Source organism: Candidatus Eremiobacteraceae bacterium (assembly GCA_035710745.1).
GTDB lineage: Bacteria > Vulcanimicrobiota > Vulcanimicrobiia > Eremiobacterales > Eremiobacteraceae > JANWLL01.
Genome location: DASTCX010000004.1, coordinates 138,116 through 153,774 on the forward strand (window position 1 = coordinate 138,116; position 15,659 = coordinate 153,774).

General features: G+C 63.7%; 15 protein-coding genes. 1 reads left to right on the plus strand and 14 read right to left on the minus strand.

From position 1 onward, the window contains the following. Positions 1-78: 78 nt before the first annotated feature. The 13 genes from phoU to VFO25_01775 form a co-directional block, all read right to left on the minus strand. Entirely contained in the window at positions 79-792 is a 714-nt protein-coding gene (phoU, locus tag VFO25_01715) for a phosphate signaling complex protein PhoU (protein HET9341617.1), read from the minus strand. A gap of 64 nt (positions 793-856) precedes the next feature. Then, the gene (locus tag VFO25_01720) at positions 857-2,020 is read right to left on the minus strand and encodes an ATP-binding protein (GenBank protein HET9341618.1); all 1,164 of its coding nucleotides are present in this window, start codon (positions 2,018-2,020) and stop codon (positions 857-859) included. 4 nt (positions 2,021-2,024) lie between these two features. After that, entirely contained in the window at positions 2,025-2,732 is a 708-nt protein-coding gene (locus tag VFO25_01725) for a response regulator transcription factor (GenBank protein ID HET9341619.1), read from the minus strand. Positions 2,733-2,975: 243 nt separating this feature from the next. After that, positions 2,976-3,899, minus strand: coding sequence for a hypothetical protein (locus VFO25_01730; GenBank protein HET9341620.1), 924 nt, complete (start codon positions 3,897-3,899; stop codon positions 2,976-2,978). Positions 3,900-4,278: 379 nt separating this feature from the next. Further along, the gene (locus tag VFO25_01735) at positions 4,279-5,466 is read right to left on the minus strand and encodes a hypothetical protein (protein HET9341621.1); all 1,188 of its coding nucleotides are present in this window, start codon (positions 5,464-5,466) and stop codon (positions 4,279-4,281) included. Further along, positions 5,463-6,209: a hypothetical protein gene (locus VFO25_01740; protein ID HET9341622.1), complete on the minus strand. Its 747-nt coding sequence runs from the start codon at positions 6,207-6,209 to the stop codon at positions 5,463-5,465. Before VFO25_01740 ends, VFO25_01735 begins: the two co-directional genes overlap by 4 nt. Then, positions 6,202-8,847 carry an alanine--tRNA ligase gene (alaS, locus tag VFO25_01745; GenBank protein HET9341623.1) on the minus strand — a complete coding sequence of 882 codons (2,646 nt, stop codon included), beginning with the start codon at positions 8,845-8,847 and terminating at the stop codon, positions 6,202-6,204. Before alaS ends, VFO25_01740 begins: the two co-directional genes overlap by 8 nt. A 22-nt stretch (positions 8,848-8,869) precedes the next feature. Then, the gene (locus tag VFO25_01750; GenBank protein HET9341624.1) at positions 8,870-9,658 is read right to left on the minus strand and encodes a SigB/SigF/SigG family RNA polymerase sigma factor; all 789 of its coding nucleotides are present in this window, start codon (positions 9,656-9,658) and stop codon (positions 8,870-8,872) included. An 8-nt stretch (positions 9,659-9,666) separates the two neighbouring features. Further along, positions 9,667-10,098, minus strand: coding sequence for an ATP-binding protein (locus VFO25_01755; GenBank protein HET9341625.1), 432 nt, complete (start codon positions 10,096-10,098; stop codon positions 9,667-9,669). Further along, a complete protein-coding gene (locus VFO25_01760) occupies positions 10,083-10,430 on the minus strand; it encodes an STAS domain-containing protein (protein ID HET9341626.1) in 348 nt (115 codons plus the stop codon). The genes VFO25_01755 and VFO25_01760 overlap by 16 nt, the downstream gene beginning before the upstream one ends. Positions 10,431-10,433: 3 nt before the next feature. Next, the gene (locus VFO25_01765) at positions 10,434-10,778 is read right to left on the minus strand and encodes a YtxH domain-containing protein (GenBank protein HET9341627.1); all 345 of its coding nucleotides are present in this window, start codon (positions 10,776-10,778) and stop codon (positions 10,434-10,436) included. A gap of 11 nt (positions 10,779-10,789) precedes the next feature. Next, positions 10,790-11,194, minus strand: coding sequence for a hypothetical protein (locus VFO25_01770; protein ID HET9341628.1), 405 nt, complete (start codon positions 11,192-11,194; stop codon positions 10,790-10,792). A 76-nt stretch (positions 11,195-11,270) separates the two neighbouring features. Then, positions 11,271-12,449: a cysteine desulfurase family protein gene (locus VFO25_01775; protein HET9341629.1), complete on the minus strand. Its 1,179-nt coding sequence runs from the start codon at positions 12,447-12,449 to the stop codon at positions 11,271-11,273. A gap of 55 nt (positions 12,450-12,504) precedes the next feature. Here VFO25_01775 and VFO25_01780 point away from each other — a divergent pair, with 55 nt between their 5' ends. Then, a complete protein-coding gene (locus VFO25_01780; protein ID HET9341630.1) occupies positions 12,505-13,806 on the plus strand; it encodes a replication-associated recombination protein A in 1,302 nt (433 codons plus the stop codon). 133 nt (positions 13,807-13,939) lie between these two features. On the opposite strand, the gene VFO25_01785 is transcribed toward VFO25_01780, so the two are convergent. Next, a complete protein-coding gene (locus VFO25_01785; protein ID HET9341631.1) occupies positions 13,940-15,625 on the minus strand; it encodes an ATPase, T2SS/T4P/T4SS family in 1,686 nt (561 codons plus the stop codon). Positions 15,626-15,659: the final 34 nt, after the last annotated feature.

Sequence of the window (15,659 nt, forward strand, 5' to 3'; positions counted from 1 at the left end):
AGGTAGCGGGCGCGGCCCGAGACCACGGCACTGAGACCAAGCCTATCGGTCCCGTATCAACCCAAGATTAAGGTTTACTTAAGAAGGATTAAGTAAAGTGTCCGAGTGCGCGACGGCTCGATTTATCTCCACGACGGAGCGCTTCAGTTTTTTCGGGACGCCTTCGACCATATAGACGACGCGCTCGCAGATGTTCGTGGCGTGGTCGGCGATGCGTTCGAGGTAGAGCGCGACCAAGATGAGATTGCTACCGCGGCTGATCGCCTTCGGGTCGTGCGCCATGAACTCGATGAGCTCTTTGAAGACGGCGCGGTAGAGGCGGTCGACTTCGTCGTCCTTTTGCGGCACGAGGTGCGCTATCGCGGCGTCGTGGTTCGCGAACGCGTCGAGCGACTCGCGAAGCATCTCGCGCGCCTTCGCTGCCATCCGAGGGATGTCGATGAGCGGTTTGAGCGGCGGCTCTTCGGCGAGCGACTTCGTTATCTGCGCGATGTCGCATGCGTGGTCGCCGATGCGCTCGAGGTCGATGACGATGTCGAGCATCGCGGCGATCGTGCGGAGGTCGGAAGCCATCGGCTGCTGGAGCGCGAGCAGGTTGAGGCAGTTCGTCTCGATGCGGACATTGAGGTCGTCGATGATGTCGTCGAAACGGAGGATGTCGTCGGCCAATGCGATATCCGACCGCCCGAGCGCGTCGACCGCGCGGTTGATGGCCTCCTCGACGAGACTGCCCATGCGCAAGACGTCTTGCTGCGTCTCGTTCAGTATCCTATGAAAATTCTCACGACCCACGAAGCCGTACGACCTCCGTCAAAAATACTTCGTCATTATATGCGTTCGAGCGCGCTTTGTAAACCTAGCGCCTCGCGGCAGGCCCGAACGAGCACCTGAACAGCGATCCGCGGCCGAGCTCGCTTTGCGCTTCGACGGATCCACCGTGCGCCTCCACGATGTGCTTGACGATCGCAAGGCCGAGCCCGGTGCCGCCCTTCGATTTCGCTCGCGACCGGTCGACGACGTAGAAGCGTTCGAAGACGTGGGGGAGCGCGTCCGATGCGATGCCGATCCCGGTGTCCTCCACGTCGACGGCGACGCCCGAACCATTCGAGGAGACGCGAGCCGTGACCGCGCCACCGGCGGGAGTGTTGCGCAGCGCGTTGTCGAGCAGGTTGACGACGACTTGCGTCAGCATATCGCGGTCGCCCGCGATCGCGGTGCCGTCGGACGGCGTCACCGCGTCGAGCCTGATCCCGAGCTTCGACGCCCTGGTCGATTGGCTGCGCACCGCGTCGCGCACGAGCGCCGAAAGGTCGACCGAATCGAAACGGAGGTCGAGCCGCCCGCTCTCGAGCCGCGCGAGGTCGAGCAGATCTTCGACGAGCGCGATCATGCGATCCGTCTCGCGCGCGATGTTCTCGAGGAACTCCTTCGATGCGGCCGGATCCGCGCCGTCTTGCAGCGTTTCGGTCATGATCTTGATGGCGGTGAGCGGGCTGCGAAGCTCGTGCGAGACGTTCGACACGAAATCGCGGCGCATCGTCTCGAGCTCGATCACGCGCGTACGGTCGACTGCGACGACGAGCGCTTCGCGTTTCCCGTCGCCCCGGTTGACGGCGCGCGTCGAGACGTGCAGCCGCCTTTCCGTCGCCGCGATGAATGTCAGCTCGGACGATTCCTCGATCCCGTCGGCGAGCGCCGCGGTGACTCGCCGGTCGAGCTCGTACGACCGGACGCTCTCGATGAGCGCGCGTCCGATCGCGCGCTCGGGCGCGATGCCGAACATCGATGCGGCCGACGCGTTGACCGCGGCGATGCGGCCGTCCGGCGCGACGATGATGACGCCGGCCGGCAACGCTTCGAGCAGTGCGGCCATGCGGCGCGACGATTCGCTCGGCGGTCGCGGCGACTCGACGGCCGGCGCCGCCTCTTGTTTCGCGAGCGGCGAGCGACGCGCGGCCACGAGCGCCGCGAGGCCCGCCGCCGCCAGGAACGCGCCGATGGTCAAGATGACGTAGTCCACTGTTTCAGTCGCGGAAGACGTACCCCCGGCTGCGGATCGTGTGGATCCACTTCGGGTCGTTCGGATCGTCTTCGATCTTCTCGCGCAGCCACCGGATGTGGACGTTCACGGTCTGCTGGTCACCGTAGAAATCGAATCCCCAGACGCGATCGAGCAACGCCTGCCGCGTGACGACGCGGCCTTTGTTCTCGAGCAGCACCTGGAGCACGCCGAACTCTTTCGGCGCGAGATCGATCGCGGCGCCTCGCTTCGTGACGCTCTGGCTTCCGACGTCGAGCTTGACGTCGCCGCCGGAGAGGACGGGCGGATGTTCGTGATGGATCGCGGCGTTCGCGCGGCGCAAGTGTGCGCGGATGCGTGCGATGACTTCGTGGATGGAGAACGGCTTCGTGATGTAGTCGTCCGCGCCGATCTCAAGGCCGAGCACTTTGTCGATCTCTTGGCCTTTGGCTGTGAGCATGAGGATCGGCACGTTCGATCGCCGGCGGATCTCGCGGCAGACTTCGATGCCGTCCAGCGACGGCAGCATGATATCGAGAAGGATGAGATCTGGCTTTTCGATCTCGACGACGCTCAGCGCTTGGCGTCCGTCGCCTGCGACGCAGACGACGTAGCCGTTCTTCTCGAGGTTGTACCGCAGCGTCTGAAGGATGGCGACTTCGTCGTCGACGACGAGCACCTTCGACGGCCGCGCAGTCTGCGGGTCGGTCATTCCGTGGGCGCGTTCTACGTCGCCGCGTCGCTTGCCCTTTTGACGCGCTAGCGGTGGGACGGACGAGGCAATATCGACGATCGACGCCTTAATCACCGCTTCACGCGTTCTTAAAGATATGCGCTCAAGCCTCGGCGCGTTCGGCTGGCCGAGCACGTAAGGATGATCGTGTTCTAACCGGACAAGAAACGCGAGCTCCGACCTTTCAATCGGAGCCCGCGATTGGTCTCGCCCTCGCTGATGTTAATTGTTATCGTTGTCGGTCACGGTCGTTCCTTGTATTGTGGCCGAGACTTGGTCTTGCTCGATTAGGCTCTCGCCGGGGAGCGGGTACTTGATTTTAAAGACCGCGCCGCTATACAAGCCCGACACATAAAGTAGCTTGACCCTGCAGTCAATGGCAAGCTCGGTCGCGACGCTTCCCTGAGGCATCGGCACCTCAAGCGAAGGGGTGGACGAACCCGCTGGAAAGACATCGATACGGTTTGTTGACCCGCTCTCGGTGGCGACTATCGTGCCGTCGTCGGTGACGATCACACCCTGTGGTTCGTCTAGCGACATGCCTAGGACTTTGCCCTGAGTTGATCCCGGCGGAAACTCCTCGATGCCCGCATCGCCGGCCCCGTTGTCTCGCCGGAAGGCGACGTAGAGGTTCTCGTGCTTGTCCAAGGCAAGGCCGTCGGCTTCAATTCCGGGTGTCTGCAATGTTTGGTGCACGTGTATGCTTCCCGGCGAGTATTCCACTACCGTTCCATTGTTTGCGTTGCCGACGTACAACACCCCATTGTTATCGACAATAGGATAAAGCGGGCGACTAAGTCCCTCAGAATAGGTGCGTTTTGGCGTGATTGATCCGTGCGAGTACATTGTTACAGTGCTATTGTTTTGATTAGCCACGTACAGCGACTGCGTCTGTCTCTCATACCACAAGCCGTAAGGCCCATCGATTCCCGCGGTGATCGCGCCGGCTTGAGGCTGGTTTGGCTTCATCAACGGAAAGATATCAATTTGATTGAGCGACTGATCGGCGATGTATAGATACATAGTCGCCCAGCGCGGCGAGAACCATCCGGGATGTTTGACCAGGTGGGCGTAAGACGGTAGCGGCGTTCCGTGCGCAGATGGTGTGCCCGCGGCGAAACCGGGTGGAAGCAATGCGTGGTCCACGGTCCGACCGCTTGGTGGTGGGGGAGTTGTCGCCGGCAAGCCACTAGATTGACAGGCGCTCAGCAGAACTACGGCACCGAGGGCCGCTACCTGAAGCGCTCGTTTCCAGCTATTGATAGAGCTCATAAAACAATGCCTCTCATCGACTTGGATGTTCACACTGGATAGCTGCCTGATGCGTTGACGGGCTTTGGTACTGCGCCAAACGTCCTATGCCACGAGGGCGTAAACGCCCAAATACCGGCAGAGTTGACATCCGATCAGGCCCCTGCTCGTCCACATTCTAGTTCCGACTGTTCCGGGTGTCAAGTATCGATTCGTTTCGCTATCTGTCACTAACTGTTACGCGAACCGCCGCCTAAATCGTGTGCACCATCGGTCATAGTTGAGGCACGACTGAGAATGCATGGTAGGCCCAGGAATACCAGACGCCATACGCGTTTGCCAAACAGGCCGCAATGACGAGCACAAAGGACGTCCCCGACGGTCTTTGCTGGAGCCCGCGTGCGATCAAACAGAACAAGAACGGTGTGAAGTCGAGAGTATGGCGCATGCCAAACTGCTCAAAGCCGTTAGTGAAGTAAAGTAGAGCCGGAATCGCAACCAGCAGTGTGGCGCTCCATAACAGAATTGTCTCCCGGTTGAGTTTTGCGGAAAAGGCGATCGCGAGCTCTGGGCTCGTGAATGTCAGGGCGACGCCAAACCCCGTGGGCCGAACCCAGGGCATTTGGACGTAGAACTGCGGTGCGAGAAAGAGCCAACTGTAAAGGTTGAACGGGATGTGATCTATTGAAAATGGTGATCCAATAGGTGATCCCATATTTTGATCTTCGTGGTAAAAGATCATGAAGCCCAAGTCGGTTGGCACATGCCAGCGTGCGTAGTTATAGATAATTTCGAAAACTACGGCGGGCGCAAGACCCGCGAGGATGTACGCGGCGTTCTTGAGGTACTGCCGGTTTAGCGAGCGCATCTCCCATAAGAGAAAGACAGGCACAGAGAGGATGACCGGGAACCGACAAAGCACCGCGCACCCTAGCAGGAAACCCACGAGCCAATTGCGTCGCTCCCCGTACCACTCGCCCAGCGCCAGCATTAGGAACATCACCGTCGCAACGTGGGCGAACATCCAAACGGCGCCGAACGCCGAGCACCACCACAGATCAGTGCCCAAAGCCAAAGCAACGACGAGCCACGTTTGAATGCTTGTAGGCATTTGCATTCTGGAAAACATGAGGTCCGCCGCCGCGACAGCAAAGCCACCGCAAATCACACACGCCAGCGTCTGATTGGCCATCGTGCCAAAGAAGAGCGCAAGCGGGATCATCAGGATCGCTGGTAGCGGAGCCTCGACGATAAAGTAGCTACCTTGGAACGTCACGGCGTCGATCGCGGGGCTGGGGCGATCAATCCAAACGTGTCCGTGGATCATCGCGTCGGCAAGCAGTGAGTAATTATTGTACGCAGTAGGGGCAGCAAATCCGGACGATACGAAGTACGCCCCGACCGCCAATGCAAAAACGATCCAGAACCGCGTTCTCGTGCCCGAAAGCAGCAACTGTTTCATGGGCCCTCTGGCGGTTGGCTTGCGAAGATGTCGGGCGGCAAGGACGGCGGGAACGTGAAGCCGGAAAAGGCGATCGACTCTTTGAACGTCGCGCCGCCGTCGCCGACCGTGCAACTCACCTGGGTCGACGTCGGCAGCCACGTGCCCCCCGCTCGGCCGAAGTCGATCGAACCCGTGCCGGTGCAACCGCTGCCGGTGACCGAGTAGGTCTCTCGGAGCGGCAGCCACGCCGTCTCGTCGAGAAAGACCGCGGTGACGGAGAAGTCGCCCGTTGTGGTCCTAACCGCGGAGATCCCGTATGCTCGTTTCCCGTTGACGAGCCTCGGCCCGATGGGCATGAGGTCGTATTCGTCGGAACTCACGGCGAATGCACGGACGTCGTACGGCCAGACCGGCCTCGTCGAGTAGTGCACGATCGCCGGGACGACCGTTGCGCCGTTGACGGCGATCGTCTCGTTGCGTTCGGCGCCGTCGACGCGGCGGTAGACGCGATGAAGCTCGACGAGCGTCCGCGTCGGACCCGTCCGGCTCTCGCTGTATTGGAACACCATGTCTTTGAGCGGCGGCAGCGCCGCAAGCGCGGCGCGGTAGCGATCGATCGGACGGGTCACGCCGAGACCGCTCGCCGACGGCAACGGCGCCGGCGAGGTCTGGTCGGGAGCGCCCGACGCGGGTGCTATCGAGACGGCGATCGCCGCGATGACGAGTGCGACTTCGAAACCGCGGCGACGGCCGTCAGCCACGGAGCGCCTTGCTGATCGCGGCAGGTACCGAATCGAGTGCGGCGTCGATCCCATCAGCGTTCCGGCCGCCGCCCTGGGCGAGCGTCGCGTTGCCGCCGCCTTTGCCGTCGATATGGGGAGCGAGCGCTGCGAAGATCGACTTCGCCGTCGCACCCTTGCCGGCGACGTCGTCGCTCGAGCTGACGACGAGCGAGACCTTGCCGTCGTTCGCCGATGCGATGACGATGACGCCGCTCGGCCACTTCGATCGGATCGAATTCGCCAGCTCTCGACCGTCGACGCCTTCGTCGCCGAGTGTGCGCAGCGCGATGTAGCCGACGCCGTCCGCATCTTTTGCGCCTGCGATGTACTCGCTCGCCCGTCCGGCCGTGATCTGGCTTTGAAGAGCGGCAAGCTTTTTCTCGAGATCGCGCCGCTCGCGCGCGAGCCTTGCGACGGCTTCGGGCAGCTGTTCGATGGTCGCCGTCAGGACCGACCCGGCTTCCTCCGCCGCATCGCGGATGCGCGCGTCGTATGCATCGGCCGATTCGGAGGCGAGGCCCTCGACGCGACGGATGCCCGCCCCGATCGCCGATTCCGACAAGAGGATGAAGTGGCCGATCTCTCCCGTCGATCCGACGTGCGTGCCGCCGCACAGCTCTACGCTCGGACCGAAGCGGACGACGCGGACGATGTCGCCGTAGCGCTCGCCCTTCATATAGACGACGCCGCGCGTGACCGCTTCCGCAAACGGCATCTCCTCGACTTCGACGTGATAGTCCGACCGGATGAGATCGTTGACTCGCGATGAGACCTCAGCGCGCTGTTCCTTCGCGAGTTGTCCGACCGGCGAATCGAAGTCGAAGCGCGTCCGGTCTGCGAAGACGGCGCTGCCGCGTTGCGCGACACCCTCGCCTGCGACGTCTTTGAGCGCGCGCTGCAAGAGATGCGTCACGGAATGGTGGCGCCTGATCTCCCGACGCCATACCGGGTCGACGATCGCGTCGACGCGGTCGCCGGTCTTGAGCGAACCGGCCCGCACCTTGCCGACGTGCACGACGCGCCGATGCGATTTGTCCTCGTAGCGAGCGTCTTGCACGTCGAAGGTCGCGCCGGACGTCGCGAGCACGCCGCGATCTCCCATCTGGCCGCCGCGCTCGGCATAGAAAGGCGTGCGGTCGAGGACGACGAGACCTTCGACGCCGGCGTCGAGCGAATCGACCGCGGCGCCTCGCGCGTCGCCGAGCCACAACACCGCCGCCTGCGCTTCGAGCGTCTCGTACCCCACGAAGACCGACGGGGCGACGTCGCCGGAAGCGCCGGCGTCGACGCGGACTTCGGCGCGCTTGCTCATAGCGTCTCGGCGTGCGCGTTCGCGTTGCGCGCGCATCTCGTCGCGATAGCCGGCCATGTCGGTTTGAAGGCCTGCTTCGCTTGCGATTTCGGCGGTGAGCTCGGGCGGAAATCCGTACGTGTCGTGCAACAGGAAGACGACCGAGCCGGGGACGGCGGTATGCGAGCCCTTCAGCTGCTCGATCTTCTCGGCGAGTATCGCCTGGCCGCGTTGGATCGTCGCCTCGAAAAGCGTCTCTTCCAAGCGAACCTTCGCCGCGATCTCGGTCGCCGCGGCGGCGATCTCCGGATAACCGCTCGCGAGCGATTTCACGACCGCGGGTACGACGCCGGCGAGAAATGCGTTCGGATAGCCTAGGACCTTGCCGCTGCGGACGGCCCGGCGGATGAGGAACCGCAGGACGTAGCCGCGATCGGTGTTGCTCGGCGTCACGCCGTCTGCGATGAGATTGACGACGGCGCGCGCGTGATCAGCGACGATGCGCCGATGGACGGCACGTTCGGACTCGGCGACCGCGCTTGCGCCACCCGCCGGAAGGCTCACGATGATGTCCTGATAGAGATCGGTGTCGAAGATCGACGTCTTGCCGGCGATGATCATGCAGGTTCGCTCGAAGCCGAGGCCGGTGTCGATGCACTTCTTCGGCAGCGGGTGGAGCGTGCCGCTCGAGTCGCGGTCGTACTGCTGGAAGACGAGGTTCCAGAACTCGATGTAGCGGTCGCAATCCGGACAACCGACCCCGCAGGTCGGCTTCCCGCACCCGACTTGCGGCCCGAGGTCGTAGAAGATCTCGGAGCAAGGTCCGCAGGGGCCGGTCGGGCCCATATCCCAGAAGTTGTCTTCGCGCAGCCGCGAGATCCGTTCGGGCGCCAGGCCGATGTCGCGCCGCCAGATCTCCGCGGCTTCATCGTCGTCGACGTACACCGTCGCGTAGAGCCGCTCGACGGGAAGCGCGAGGGTCTTCGTCAGGTACTCCCACGCGAACGCGATCGCTTCGCGCTTGTAGTAATCGCCGAACGAGAAATTACCGAGCATCTCGAGGAATGTGCCGTGACGCCCGCTGCGTCCGACGTTCTCGATGTCGTTCTTGCCGCCGGCGACGCGCAGGCATCGCTGCACGGTGACGACGCGCGGGCTCGGAGCGGGTTCCTCGCCCAAGAACACGGGCACGAACGGCTCCATGCCGGCGATCGTGAACAACGTCGTCGACATCGCATCCGGTATGAGGCTCGCGCCGGGCAGTTGCTTGTGACCTTTGCCGACGAAAAAGTCGACGAAAGACCGCCGCAGCTCCGCTGAAGTCATGGCGTCCCGGGGGTTCTGCCTTCTACCCCTCGTCGACCTTGAGGGATTGCTTGAGCTTCGCGAGCGCGCGCGCTTGCAGGCGCGACACGTGCATCTGCGACACGTTGAGCCGCTTCGCGATCTCGGTCTGCGAGAGGTTCTCGTAGAACCGCAGATAGACGATGACTCGCTCGCGCGGGTCGAGCACGTGGATCGCCGCTTCGAGATTCGCCTTGTTCTCGAACAGCTCGAGCGCTTCGTCATGCGCTCCGACGTAGTCGAGCAGCGTCGCCGAACGCGCTTCGCCTTCGGCAGCGAGCTCGGTGTCGAGCGAAAGCACGTTGTATGCCTGACCGAGTTCCTGGCTCTCGATGATCTCTTCAACGCTCGCCTCGAGGCGAGTCGCGAGGTCGGAAACGGTCACGGATCTCCCGAGCTCGAGCGCGAGCGTCTCGACCGCGCGATTGACGGCGAGGTTGAGCTCCTGGAGGCGGCGCGGCACCTTCACAGCCCAGCCTTTGTCGCGGAAGTGACGCTTGATCTCGCCGATGATGGTCGGGGTCGCGTACGTCGTGAACTCGACGCCGCGCTCGTTGTCGAAGCGATCGATCGCCTTGATGAGGCCGACCGTGCCGACCTGGATGAGATCGTCGATCGATTCGCCGCGGTTGGCGAAGCGGACGGCGAGGTAGCGCACGAGGTTGAGGTGCGCGACGACGAGCTCTTCGCGGATCTCCGGGTCGCTCGAGGCGGCGTACTGGGAGAACCATTCCCGTGTCTGATCCCGGTCGAACCGCTCTTCCGCTCCGTCCGTCCGCACGCGTGAGGACATCGAGAGGTTCACTTCCCGAGGCGTTTGATGAGCGTCAGCCTGGTCCCGGTCTGGTCGGACGAGTATACGACGTCGTCCATGAGCGCACGGATGAGGAACACGCCGAGCCCTCCTAGCTCCGCGTCGTCGCCCGAAGCGGGCGGTCGCGCGCCGGGCTTCGCCAGCGCGCCGCGACGCTCGACTGCGATCGCGATGCGATCGCTTTGAAGTTCGCACGCCATGCTGAGGTCGCCGTCGCCGCCGTTTTGGATGCAGCAATTGCAGGCCTCGGCGACGGCGAGCTTGAGGTCTTCGAGATCCTCGATCGAGAAATCGAGCCGGCTCGCGATGCCGGCCGCGGTGAGACGCGCGACGCCGACCCACTCCGGCTCGGCCGGGATGTGAAGTTCGACGCGGCGCGTCTTGTTCGCCCCGCTCTCCGGGCTCAAAGGCTGGCGCACGCCGCCTGCTCCGAGTCGAAGATGCCGAATATCTTCGCGAGGCCGGTGATGTCGAATATCTTCTTGATCTGCGGGTTCGTGCACACGAGATGCACGGTGCCGCTGTGCTCGCGGACGCGCTTGAGCCCGCCGATGAGGACGCCGAGCCCCGTCGAGTCGATGTAGCGCACGTTCTCGAGGTTGATGACGAGCGCGTAGTGGCCCTTGTCGATGAGGTCGGTGATCGTCTCTTTGACCTTCGGCGACGTATAGACGTCGATCTCGCCGTTGAGGTCGACGACGCTCACGCCGCGTGCCCCATCCGTCTGCCGTACGTCGACTTTGATATCCACCGCCTACTGCTCTCGCATATCGTCGATCTTCGATTGCGCGGCTTTACGGCCGGCGTCGACAGCGTCGTTCATCTTCGACCGCATGCTGTCGTACGCTTCGCGCCCCATCTGCGACAGCTGGTCGGCCTGCGCGCGGAGATCGTCGGCAACTGTCGCCGCGCGGTCGCGGACGTCGTACGCGAGATCGACAGCGCGATTCTTCGCCTCGTGCGCCCGGCCGCGGATGTAGTCGCGGGTCTCTTCACCGGTTCCCGGTGCGAGGACGATCGCGAGCGCCGCGCCGACGATGCCGCCGATCAGCAGTCCCGAGAAAAATCCAAACCCTGAATCACGGTCGCCTTTATCCACTGGTAGCCCTCCTAGCCCTCGTCGTGCGAACCGTTGCGTCCGCGAGATCGGAAAAATGTCTTCGCTCCCTGCGACACGCCCGCGACGACGCTGACGAGGTTCGCGAGCGTCGGGGTGACCGCGGCTTGTGCGGCGTCGGCGGTCTTGGCGACCGCGCCGGCCGCGGCGGTCGCCGCATTGGCGACCTTATCGAGCTTGTCCACGATGTCTTCGATGCTCTCGGCGACGCCGCTCACATGTGTCAGCGTCTTCTGGAGCGGCTGCTCTGCCCCGGCGAGTTGGCGGTCGACGCCGTCGAGCGTCGTTTCGAGCCGCCGGAGCGTGAGGCCGAGCCTGATGCACGCGAACGCGATGCCGCCTGCGGCCGCCAGCGATGCGACGCCGATCGCGATCCACAGGAAATCTTGAGAGCTCACGGTCTGCTTGGCCTCCTCGTCCTCGTCGCACCGAGGGACGAGGCCCCTTCTGTGGTGGGAAAGCGGGAGCCTTCCTTCAGCGCGCCCGCAGCGGCTGCGCGAACGTCGATGTCGCGATGCCGCGCAACTTCTCGACGATCGCCGGCAACGCATCGATCACCGCATCGATCTCGCCGTCGGTCGTCGTCCGCCCGAGCGAGAAGCGCACGGTGCCGCGCGCTTTTTCGGCCGGCAATCCGATCGCGGTCAAGACGTGCGAAGCCTCGAGCGAACCCGACGTGCACGCGCTTCCCGTCGACACTTCGATGCCTGCGAGATCGAGTGCTATCATGACGCCGCTCGCATCGGTGCCGTCAAAGCGGATGCTCGCGTTGTTCGGTAAGCGAGGCGAGCGCGAGCCGTTGAGCGCCGTCGCATCGATCTTCCCGCAAATCGCGTCGACGAAACGATCGCGAAGCGCGGATATCCTCGGAGCTTCGACATCTATCTCACGCACGGCGAACCCGAGCGCCGTCGCGAGCGCGACGATGCCCGCCACGTTCTCGGTGCCGGCCCGCTTGCCGAACTCCTGCCCGCCGCCGACGACGCGCGGCCGCACCCGCGTGCCACGCTTGACGTAGAGCGCACCGACGCCTTTCGGTCCCTCGAATTTGTGCGCCGACAGGGACAGCGCGTCGACGCCGAGCTCGGCGACGTCGATCTTCACGTGACCTGCGGTTTGGATCGCATCGGTATGGAAGAGCGCACCGCGTTCGTGTGCGATCGATGCGAGCTCGCGCACGTCTTGGATGGTGCCGACCTCGTTGTTCGCATGCATGATGCTGACGAGCACGGTCTTGTCGTCGAGGGCGTCGCGCAGCTTTTGCGGTTCGACCTTGCCTTCGGCATCGACTGGTAGGATCGTGACGTCGTCGCCGCGCCGCCGCAACGCGTCCGCCGCGTGGAGCACGGCATGATGCTCGATAGCACAGGTGATGAACCCGCGCCCTCTTTCCGCGCGCGCATCCATGATGCCGAAGATCGCGAGATTGTCCGCCTCCGAGCCGCCGCCTGTGAACACGATCTCCGTCGGTTTGGCGCCGATCGCCGCGGCGGTCTTCTCGCGCGCCTCATCGATCGCGCGGCGAACTGCCTGCCCGCTCGAATGCGGGCTTGAGGGATTCGCGTAGCTCTGCCTGAGGAACGGAAGCATCGCATCGAGCACTTCCGGGCGAACGGCGGTCGTCGCCGCGTTATCGAGGTAGATGCGCGTCATGCTGCGCTGATTCGACAGCTGCAAGATGACATCTTCGCGCGGCGAAGTCGGCCGTATGGAGGATAGACCGTCGCTGTTCGGGCCGGTCGAACGGCCGGACGCCATCGACGCCCTGCCGCCCGATGCGCCGCTCGCCGCGCGCATGCGGCCGCGGACGCTCGAGGAGTTCGTCGGCCAGCGCCACATCGTCGGCGAGGGCGCGGGCTTGCGCGCCGCGATCGAGACGGGCAAGGTCCCCTCGATGATCCTCTGGGGCCCGCCGGGAACCGGTAAGACGACGCTCGCGCGCTTGATCGCCCGAACGGCGAAAGCGCGATTCGTCGCGCTTTCCGCGGTCACCGCCGGCGTCGCGGATCTGCGGCGTGCTATATCCGACGCGTCGCTCGCGCGCCGCAATGGCGGGCGCCACACGATCCTGTTCATCGACGAGATCCATCGCTTCAACAAAGCGCAGCAAGACGCGGTGCTGCCGCACGTCGAGCGGGGCGATGTGACGCTCATCGGCGCGACGACCGAAAACCCGTCATTCGAAGTGAATAGCGCGCTGCTCTCGCGGAGCAGGACGTACGTGCTCGAATCGTTGAGCGAGAGCGATCTCGGAGTCGTCGTCGACCGCGCGCTCATCGATAAAGATCGCGGACTTGGCGGTCTGGCGACGCTCACCCCTGATGCGCGATCGAGCCTCATCGCGCTCGCAGACGGCGACGCGCGCGTCGCGCTGAACACGCTCGAGCTCGCGACGGAGATCGCGAGCGCGCGAGCGGCACCGGCGGTTATCGAGCGGAGCGACGTCGAAGAGGCGATGCAGCGCCGCGCGCTGCGCTACGACCGCGCCGGCGACGAGCACTACGACGTCATCTCGGCCTTCATCAAGTCGATCCGCGGCAGCGATCCGGACGCCGCGATCTATTGGCTCGCGCGCATGCTCGAAGCCGGCGAAGATCCGATGTTCGTCGCACGGCGGCTCGTCATCTCAGCCTCTGAGGACGTCGGCCTCGCCGATCCCCGAGCGATGTCCGTCGTCGTCGCAGCGCACAACGCCGCGCATACGATCGGTATGCCGGAAGCGATGTTCCCGCTCGCCGAGGCGACCCTCTACCTCGCGCTCGCTCCGAAGAGCAACTCGACCTTGCGCGCCTACTCGGCTGCCTCAGAAGCTATCGAACAGACGGGGACATTGCCCGTACCCTTACACCTCCGAAATTCTGTGACCGGCCTGATGCGCCGCCTCGGTTACGGCGAGAACTATAAGTATGCCCACGACTTCGAAGGCTCGCGCGTCGAACAGCAGCATCTTCCCGACGAACTCGCTGGCCGCAAGTTCTACGACCCCGGCGACAACGACACCAAGACCTAGCGAAACGGACTTACCCTACGGATCTGTAGCGGTCGAGCTTTGGCTCGACCGGAGACGAGCTTTCTGTTGGTAGGCCGCGGCGGTCGACCATGAAGGTCGACCGCTCCATTCACCCTATTGGACTGAACGCGGCTTAGTCGACGGCGACGCGGAGGACTTCTTCGAGCGTCGTGATGCCCTGCGCGACCTTGATGAGGCCGTCGTGATAAAGCGTGCGAAGGCCCTGCGAAAGGGCCTGCTTCTTGAGCTCTGACGAAGGCGCGCGTTCGAGTATGAGGCGGCGCATCTCGTCGGTCATCGCGAAGAGCTCGTGGATGCCGGCGCGCCCCTTATATCCGGAGCCGGCGCAAAGATCGCATCCCTCGCCGCGCTGGAGCTTGAGGCTGTCGACCGGGATGTTGTATTCCTTGAACTTCGCGGCGATCGCCGGGATGACTTTCACCGAACGCTTGCACTGGCTGCAGACCGTGCGCACGAGGCGCTGCGCCATGATGCCTTGCACCGATGACGCGAGCAAGAACGGTTCGGTGCCCATGTCGATGAGGCGCGTGATCGACGCGACCGAGTCGTTCGTGTGCAGCGTCGACAGGACGAGGTGACCGGTGAGGGCCGACTGCACGGCGATGAGCGCCGTCTCTTGGTCGCGGATCTCACCGACCATCATGACGTCGGGGTCTTGGCGCAAGAACGAACGCAGGCCGGCTGCGAACGTCAGGCCCACCTTGGGATGCACCTGGACCTGATTGATGCCGTGGATATTGTATTCGACCGGGTCTTCGATCGTCACGATCTTCGTCTCGGCGTCGTTGATCGCGTTCAGCGATGCGTAGAGGGTTGTCGATTTACCCGAGCCGGTCGGTCCGGTGACGAGCAGAACGCCATTCGGCAAAGCGATGAGCTTCTTCCACGTCGCAAGCAGGTCGGGATGGAAGCCTAGCCGGTCGAGGTCGACCATGACGCTCTTGCGGTCGAGGATACGCATGACGACCGACTCGCCGTAGAGGCAGGGCAGGACCGAGACGCGCAAGTCGTAGCGGTCGCGCTTGATGTTGATCTGGATGCGGCCGTCCTGCGGTATGCGCCGCTCGGCGATGTTCAAGTTCGCCATGATCTTGAAGCGCGAGATGAGCGCCGGCTGGATCGCTTTCGGCGGGTTCATCACGGTGCGGAGCACGCCGTCGATGCGATAGCGGACGACGACCTCGCGTTCGAACGGCTCGATGTGGATGTCCGAGGCCTTCTGCGCGATCGCTTGCGTGATGATGAGATCGGCGAGGCGGACGACCGGAGCGTCGACGATGACCTCGTCCGGGATCTCCTCTTGATCTTTGACGACGTTGATCTCGTCTTCCGCGTCGCCGACGATCGACTGCCACTGGCTATCGCCCGCGTATATGTTGTCGAGCGCGTGCTCGACGTCGTCGATGAATGAGAGGACCGGTTCGGGCGTATAGCCGGTGCGCATGCGGACGTCATCGAGCGCGAAGATGTCCGTCGGGTCGGCCATCGCGAGGGTGACCTTCTTGTCGACCCGGCCGATGCAGATGAGCTTGTGGCGGCGGGCGACCGCCTCGGGGACGATGTCCGCGATCTCTTGATCGATCTTGCGATTCGTCAGGTCGACGTAGATCTTGCCGATCTCCTCGGCGCGCGCCCACATGATCTCGTCTTTGGGAGCGGCACGAAGGTCGACGAGCACTTTGTCGAGCGGCTCGCGGTTCTGCTCGGCGCGCTCGATGGCTTGCGTCAGCTGCTCGGGCGTGATAAGCCCCTTCTCGAGCAGCAAGTCCGTGAATTTCTTGTCGATGAAGTCGATCAACGCATGGGTCTCCGAACCGCACGAAGCATGAGGC

Coding starts and splice junctions, on each gene's coding strand:
- VFO25_01775 (HET9341629.1), bottom strand. CDS start 12,449: ATGACGCGCATCTACCTCGATAACGCGGCGACGACCGCCGTTCGCCCG.
- VFO25_01750 (HET9341624.1), bottom strand. CDS start 9,658: ATGTCCTCACGCGTGCGGACGGACGGAGCGGAAGAGCGGTTCGACCGG.
- VFO25_01735 (HET9341621.1), bottom strand. CDS start 5,466: ATGAAACAGTTGCTGCTTTCGGGCACGAGAACGCGGTTCTGGATCGTT.
- VFO25_01725 (HET9341619.1), bottom strand. CDS start 2,732: ATGACCGACCCGCAGACTGCGCGGCCGTCGAAGGTGCTCGTCGTCGAC.
- alaS (HET9341623.1), bottom strand. CDS start 8,847: ATGACTTCAGCGGAGCTGCGGCGGTCTTTCGTCGACTTTTTCGTCGGC.
- VFO25_01780 (HET9341630.1), top strand. CDS start 12,505: ATGGAGGATAGACCGTCGCTGTTCGGGCCGGTCGAACGGCCGGACGCC.